Here is a 5,295-nt window from a genome sequence, read left to right on the forward strand (position 1 = left end):
GTGGATGAGCGAGATCATGGACCTGAAGAAAGAGAAGAACTTCTTCGAGACCCGTGTGATCGAGTATCAGACTGGCGGTGCGTTGAGCTGGGATTGATGCTGTTGTTCACCTTGGGTGAATAGACTGGAATACCGAAAAGCCCTGAACCTGTTCAGGGCTGCGAAACCCGACTCTCCGGGATCAGCCGGGGAACAGGCCAAAGCATGAGTGCCCTGCTCCATCGAAGCAACTCGCCAAAGCCATCAAATACCTGTCGAACTTTCCGATCACGCGGTAGGTTCTCCTGACCATCAGTGTCAGAGAGAAAAATGCTTGGAAAAATCCGTTTTCACCAAGTCCCGACTACGTGATTGTCAGCCAGCCCTCCTAACCCTACGTCCTCAAAAGCCTTTGTTTCAGTTGGTTTCGATGTGTGGACGACCTCAAGCTTCGAGTGCAATCTAAGCGCGCATCAATGCTCGGCTGGCATCCATGATCGAACACAACTCATAGCAGAGACCGTATATCAATGAGATACACAGTACTTACATCTGATACACAGGAATGCTACGATTGCGGCGCAGGTCTGCTCCACCTGCCGACGACAGAGAGCGCCCCCATAGAGGGTTTCATGATGCTGAAGACCAGCCAGCCAGAACCGACGAAAGAAAAGCCCGTACCTATCAATATGCGGGCAGACATCAAGAAACGAAATTTGATTGATATCGCTGCTGCCTTGTCAGGCCGTGACCGTACCAGCTTCATTCTGGAAGCAGCCTGCCAGAAAGCTGAAGAGGTCATCTTGGACAAGCGGTTGTTCGTACTCGATGAGGACGCGTTTGACTCATTCGAGAAAGCGTTGGAAGACAACCCGGTGCGAGGGAACCAGTGCCTGCAAAAACTCCTGGCAAGGCCAAAACGCTGGAGCTGAGTGCTCCCGCAAAGCTAAGCGAGCAGCACGATCTGAACGATTTCGATTGTGGTGAAAGCTCGATCAATGAGTACCTCGTCAAAAAAGCACATAAAGCCCAGGCGGCCAAACACGCGGTGGTCTATGTGATTTGTCTCAAAGGTACCCAAAAGGTCATCGGCTACTACACCCTATCCAACGGGTCAGTCATGCGCGCGTCGGTGGTACCGAAGAGTCGGCAACGTAATTCGCCGGGACAGCATCCCGTTACCATCATCGGTCGTATGGGCGTCAGTCTCGTTGCCCAGGGTAACGGTTACGCTATCGACCTGCTACAGGATGCAATCGAACGCTGTATCAGCGCCTCCGAAACGGTGGGCTCAACAGCCATTCTGGTCCATCCCCTGAGTGACCGACTCGCAGATTTTTATGCCCGGCACGCAGGCTTCATCCCCTGCCCCGGCGTGTCACCGATCACAATGATGCTGCCATTGCAGTGAATACCGAAAAGCCCTTTAAGTTGACCTTGGCCGAATGCCAATCGCCGATCCCCTGCTCCTTGGCTATCCGCGCGGTTTCAGGGTGTGCCTGGTTATAGTCCACCCAAAAGGCCGTGTCAGCGACGCGGTGAACAGGAGAATCTGGTCGCCGTACGTACCAAGGAGCGGGAGGCGCATTGGGCAACCAAGAAAGAAGTAACTTTTACTTAGGTTTGTCTGCACAGTGGCATTTTGAAGCCGTGCAAGGTTCACCATTCGGGTGATGGTCGGCGCACGCCTGGCAGCAGTAGTGCTTACCATGACGCACGACCGCATGCTCACCAACCTTGCAGGTGCAGTGCGGGCAGGCGCAGATTTGTTCATTCATGATCGGACTCCGGTTGTCGGGTGGTCGCCAAGCATTGCGGTGCAACGCGCATGAACAGTTGAGTGATGCGATCCATCATCGGCCTCCACTTACGTCTTAGCAATGCTCTTTTGTCATTATGTCGGAGTCGAATAACAAGCCTACCCCATCAGCAGGGAGGTGCATTTTCGGCGCAGGCTCATTTGCCAATAGGGGCTCAGGCAGCAACCAGACGATCCACGACCGGCTGCTCACGGTGCTCGGCTTGCCATAAATCATAGTTCATTTGCAGGCCCAGCCAGAAACGGGCGGTGCTCAAGCCGGAACACTCCAGGCGCACGGCCAGATCAGGACTGATGGGCGCCCGGCCATTGATCACCCATGAAAGCATTTCCCGCGAGAAATGCAGGCACCGGGCCATCTCGGCAATCTTGATATTCAGTTCCGGCAACATCTCTTGGATCATGACGCCAGGATGTGGAGGATTGTGCATGGCCATCGGTGGCCTCCTTTCAGTGATAGTCGAGGTAATCAACCAACTCGACATCCACACCAACGAATCGGAAAATTACACGCCAGTTACCGCTAACGGTCATCGACCAGTAGCCGACCAACTGGCCTTTGAGTGGGTGCAAGCGATACCCCGGCAGATTAAGGTCGCCCGAGGTCACAGCGATATCAAGCGCTGCAAGGATCAGCCCCAAGCGCTGGAGCTGAACACCATCAACTACTTTTGGTCTTGCGCCCGCGCGAGGCCGGTTTCACCGGCACGCTTTTGCCGTACTCGCGCCACCAGGTCGTAAGCGCCTCGGCTCAATGGCCGGCGTGCTCGGAATGATGAGCTACGGCACCTACAATATGGCAAAAGAAGCGCTCCCGTTGTCCTGTTCCTCGCGACCAAGGATGCGCGGTTCCTGACGGGCTACAGCCTTACACCGGACGGCGGCGCTATCATCGACAGCGCCCGCTGAACTGCAACGCAGGAAACTCAACCGGCTTCGGTCAAGTCAGGCGCAGACGCCAATCATCGTTGCAACGGCGAACACGTACAGCCAGGATGGAGAGAGCAGCCATAATCCGGATGACCCCAAAGCGGTCGCTGCACGCCCCTGGAGCGCCCAATGCCGCCCATCATCACGCGCCTGCTGGCGCTGTTTGTTCTTTGCCTGACGCTTGAGGCACCAGCCCAGACCGATGCCTGCCCAGCGGGCGAGAAACAGGTGTGCCTGGATGGCTGCCTCTGTCTGCCAGACCTGGGACCGCTGCTCGGCCCCCTGCCGGATGGCCTCTACCAGATCGCGGCACCTGCCCTGGCGCTGTGGCTGACCCAAGCCCACGCTGAAGCAGCCAAAGCCGACATCCACCCCATCCCAGCGCACATCCGGGAGCAACTGCTGCGCTGGTACGCCCCCGGCGTCCTCGATGCCGTGCGCTACAAAGTTGGCGACAACGGCCAACTCAGTGCCGCCACGGCCATGCTGCAAAACCCCGACATCGGTGCCGTGACGCTGATCGACATCATTATCTTCCGGGACGCTAAAAGCGCAGAACAGAACGTCGCGCTCTGGGCTCACGAATTAAGGCATGTGCAGCAGTACCAGGAGTGGGGGGTACAAGGATTTGCCCAGCGCTATACACAAGACTTCAATGCGGTGGAGGCGCCGGCTTATGCCATACAGGCTGAGGTCAGACGGACCCTGCGCGAAGGGACTGACTGAAGGGTCGCGAAGCTGCCGGTCATTGGTATCCATAAAATCATGGGAGGATCACGAGATGAAAAGATCTGAAGATGCACCCGGTGCGTTCCAAGCGGCTTGGAACGACCACGACATGGCGGCTCTCAGTGGCCTGTTCGACCAAGAGGCGACGTTCGTGAATCGTTTCGGGCACTACGTCCGGGGCGTTGAAGAGATCGTGGCGCTTCACGCCCCTATTCACGAAACGATCTATCGTGACTCTAGACTCCAGAACGAACTCATCGATATGGCTCATATCGCCGACGGGGTGGTCGTCATGCATTTCTGGAGTCGCCTGACGGCCGGCACCGCTCACCCGACCGGACCACACAGGGTCGATACGCTGATTCTCGCCGTGCTGACGAGACAGAACGAGATCTGGCGCATTCGAGCGCTGGAGAATGTGACCCTGACAAACCCGCGGACCGGTGAGGCGATTTTGCGCAACGAATGAACGGGGACCAACTGCGCGCCCCAAGGAAATGCTGCTGAACACCCGTGCGAACATAGGCAGAATCGGGCATCGCCTGGGGTAGCAGGACGGCAGCTCGGATCAGCAAATTGCGGCTGAAGAATACACGGCGCTCCTGGCACGGATAACACCTTGAGTTTACGTCGGAAGAGTCTGCCTCCACTCAAAGCCTGTACACTTTATATAACACTGGCACCGCATCAACTGCGACAATCTTACGCATAAAAAACCCACCGAGCATACGGTCATCCGTACGCTCACATGCACCAGAACGTCACAGGCGGTTGGGGGCTGAAAAACTTGATGAGGCTGGGTTACTCGAAGGGGGGGAAATGTGGACCCACGATCGGTTTTTTCGCACTCACCCAAGCGTCGAATCCTCCGGTGATTGATTTAACATGTCGGTAGCCCATGTTATGCAGCGATGCGGCAGCGAGTGCCGCACGACCACTCGTTTTACAGTACAGCACAATCTTAAGTTCCCGCGAACTGAGCGCGGTGTCGTTGGTAAGTTTAAATTCCAACATACCACGTGACAGGTGTACCGCACCGGCGAGATGGCCGGCAGCATACTCGTCGGCTTCACGCACATCAATCAACAGATCCGCCTCCTGGATAGCCTGATTGGCGTCTTCAATGGAAACTTCTTCGATACGTGCCTTGGCGTCGGCCACAAGATCATGGGCAGTTTTAATCATGAGCATTTGGAAGAGTCCGGTTAGGAGAGTTCAAGTAGCCCACCATCCATTTTGCAATGGGCAGTACCCATTGCAAAAACCGCTTGGATTGAGAGTCACAACAGTAGTAATTATCAGAAAGCTCAGATTGAAAAAATCAATTTAACTGCGTCCATAAGGAGCCGGTAGAAATCATTTGAAAGCATTACAATACAGTTGGCACTCACACCCGCTTCGCAACATCTGTACTGTCCTCATCAGTATTAATCATATGATCGGCCATTTCAGAAAACATACGCTGCAGCTTGCTATTGAGCGCGGCATCATGCACCTGCTCGTCGATGGCCTGACGCATGCACAGCATCCATTCGTCGCGCTCAACAATACTGACGGCGTAGGGTGCATGTCGCATGCGCAGACGCGGATGGCCGCGTTCATTCTGGAAGAGTGGCGGGCCGCCAAACCAGCCACTGAGGAACTTAAATAGACTGTCAGCACTACCGACGAGGCTCGGGGGGTGTATTCCGCGCACCACTCGCGCTTCAGCCAGAGTATCCATCAACTCGTAAAAGCGGTCGACCAGTTTATGGACGCCTGCCTCACCACCTAGCTGGAGATAAGTACTGGCGCTGCTTGTATCTTTAACACTCAAAAGTTCAGTCATATTATCAGCC

Annotated in this window: 9 protein-coding genes and 1 pseudogene; 5 read left to right on the forward strand and 5 right to left on the reverse strand. The window is 55.4% G+C overall.

Annotated features, from left to right (window positions below):
* The 3 genes from M5B99_RS29165 to M5B99_RS29175 all read left to right on the forward strand — a co-directional run.
* A partial coding sequence (locus M5B99_RS29165; protein ID WP_240462694.1) for a hypothetical protein occupies window positions 1-97 on the forward strand: 97 nt, incomplete at its 5' end.
* Between the two features lie 514 nt (window positions 98-611).
* Window positions 612-911 carry a DUF1778 domain-containing protein gene (locus M5B99_RS29170; protein ID WP_247263498.1) on the forward strand — a complete coding sequence of 100 codons (300 nt, stop codon included), beginning with the start codon at window positions 612-614 and terminating at the stop codon, window positions 909-911.
* Complete coding sequence (locus tag M5B99_RS29175) at window positions 869-1,390, forward strand: hypothetical protein (RefSeq protein ID WP_248807391.1); 522 nt, start codon at window positions 869-871, stop codon at window positions 1,388-1,390. The genes M5B99_RS29170 and M5B99_RS29175 overlap by 43 nt, the downstream gene beginning before the upstream one ends.
* A 202-nt stretch (window positions 1,391-1,592) precedes the next feature.
* Here the strand turns inward: M5B99_RS29175 and M5B99_RS29180 are convergent, their stop codons facing one another.
* The 3 genes and pseudogenes from M5B99_RS29180 to M5B99_RS29190 form a co-directional block, all read right to left on the reverse strand.
* The gene (locus tag M5B99_RS29180; protein ID WP_248807392.1) at window positions 1,593-1,757 is read right to left on the reverse strand and encodes a metallothionein; all 165 of its coding nucleotides are present in this window, start codon (window positions 1,755-1,757) and stop codon (window positions 1,593-1,595) included.
* Between the two features lie 196 nt (window positions 1,758-1,953).
* Entirely contained in the window at window positions 1,954-2,235 is a 282-nt protein-coding gene (locus M5B99_RS29185) for a HigA family addiction module antitoxin (RefSeq protein ID WP_248807393.1), read from the reverse strand.
* 13 nt (window positions 2,236-2,248) lie between these two features.
* Window positions 2,249-2,446: pseudogene (locus M5B99_RS29190) on the reverse strand (type II toxin-antitoxin system RelE/ParE family toxin); the annotation flags it as partial.
* Between the two features lie 411 nt (window positions 2,447-2,857).
* Between M5B99_RS29190 and M5B99_RS29195 the strand changes: the two are divergent.
* Both M5B99_RS29195 and M5B99_RS29200 read left to right on the forward strand, forming a co-directional pair.
* Entirely contained in the window at window positions 2,858-3,454 is a 597-nt protein-coding gene (locus M5B99_RS29195) for a DUF4157 domain-containing protein (protein ID WP_248807394.1), read from the forward strand.
* A 55-nt stretch (window positions 3,455-3,509) separates the two neighbouring features.
* Window positions 3,510-3,926, forward strand: a complete 417-nt coding sequence (locus M5B99_RS29200; protein ID WP_248807395.1) for an SgcJ/EcaC family oxidoreductase — start codon at window positions 3,510-3,512, stop codon at window positions 3,924-3,926.
* 332 nt (window positions 3,927-4,258) lie between these two features.
* Here M5B99_RS29200 and M5B99_RS29205 read toward each other — a convergent pair whose 3' ends face one another.
* Together M5B99_RS29205 and M5B99_RS29210 are read right to left on the reverse strand one after the other, a co-directional pair.
* Window positions 4,259-4,639 carry a rhodanese-like domain-containing protein gene (locus M5B99_RS29205; RefSeq protein WP_248807397.1) on the reverse strand — a complete coding sequence of 127 codons (381 nt, stop codon included), beginning with the start codon at window positions 4,637-4,639 and terminating at the stop codon, window positions 4,259-4,261.
* A 205-nt stretch (window positions 4,640-4,844) separates the two neighbouring features.
* The coding region (locus M5B99_RS29210) for a group II truncated hemoglobin (protein WP_248807396.1) at window positions 4,845-5,295 on the reverse strand (451 nt) is incomplete at its 5' end.

Source organism: Pseudomonas sp. MWU13-2100, from assembly GCF_023242365.1.
Classification (GTDB): domain Bacteria; phylum Pseudomonadota; class Gammaproteobacteria; order Pseudomonadales; family Pseudomonadaceae; genus Aquipseudomonas.

Coding starts and splice junctions, on each gene's coding strand:
- M5B99_RS29195 (WP_248807394.1), top strand. CDS start 2,858: ATGCCGCCCATCATCACGCGCCTGCTGGCGCTGTTTGTTCTTTGCCTG.
- M5B99_RS29180 (WP_248807392.1), bottom strand. CDS start 1,757: ATGAATGAACAAATCTGCGCCTGCCCGCACTGCACCTGCAAGGTTGGT.
- M5B99_RS29200 (WP_248807395.1), top strand. CDS start 3,510: ATGAAAAGATCTGAAGATGCACCCGGTGCGTTCCAAGCGGCTTGGAAC.
- M5B99_RS29185 (WP_248807393.1), bottom strand. CDS start 2,235: ATGGCCATGCACAATCCTCCACATCCTGGCGTCATGATCCAAGAGATG.
- M5B99_RS29170 (WP_247263498.1), top strand. CDS start 612: ATGATGCTGAAGACCAGCCAGCCAGAACCGACGAAAGAAAAGCCCGTA.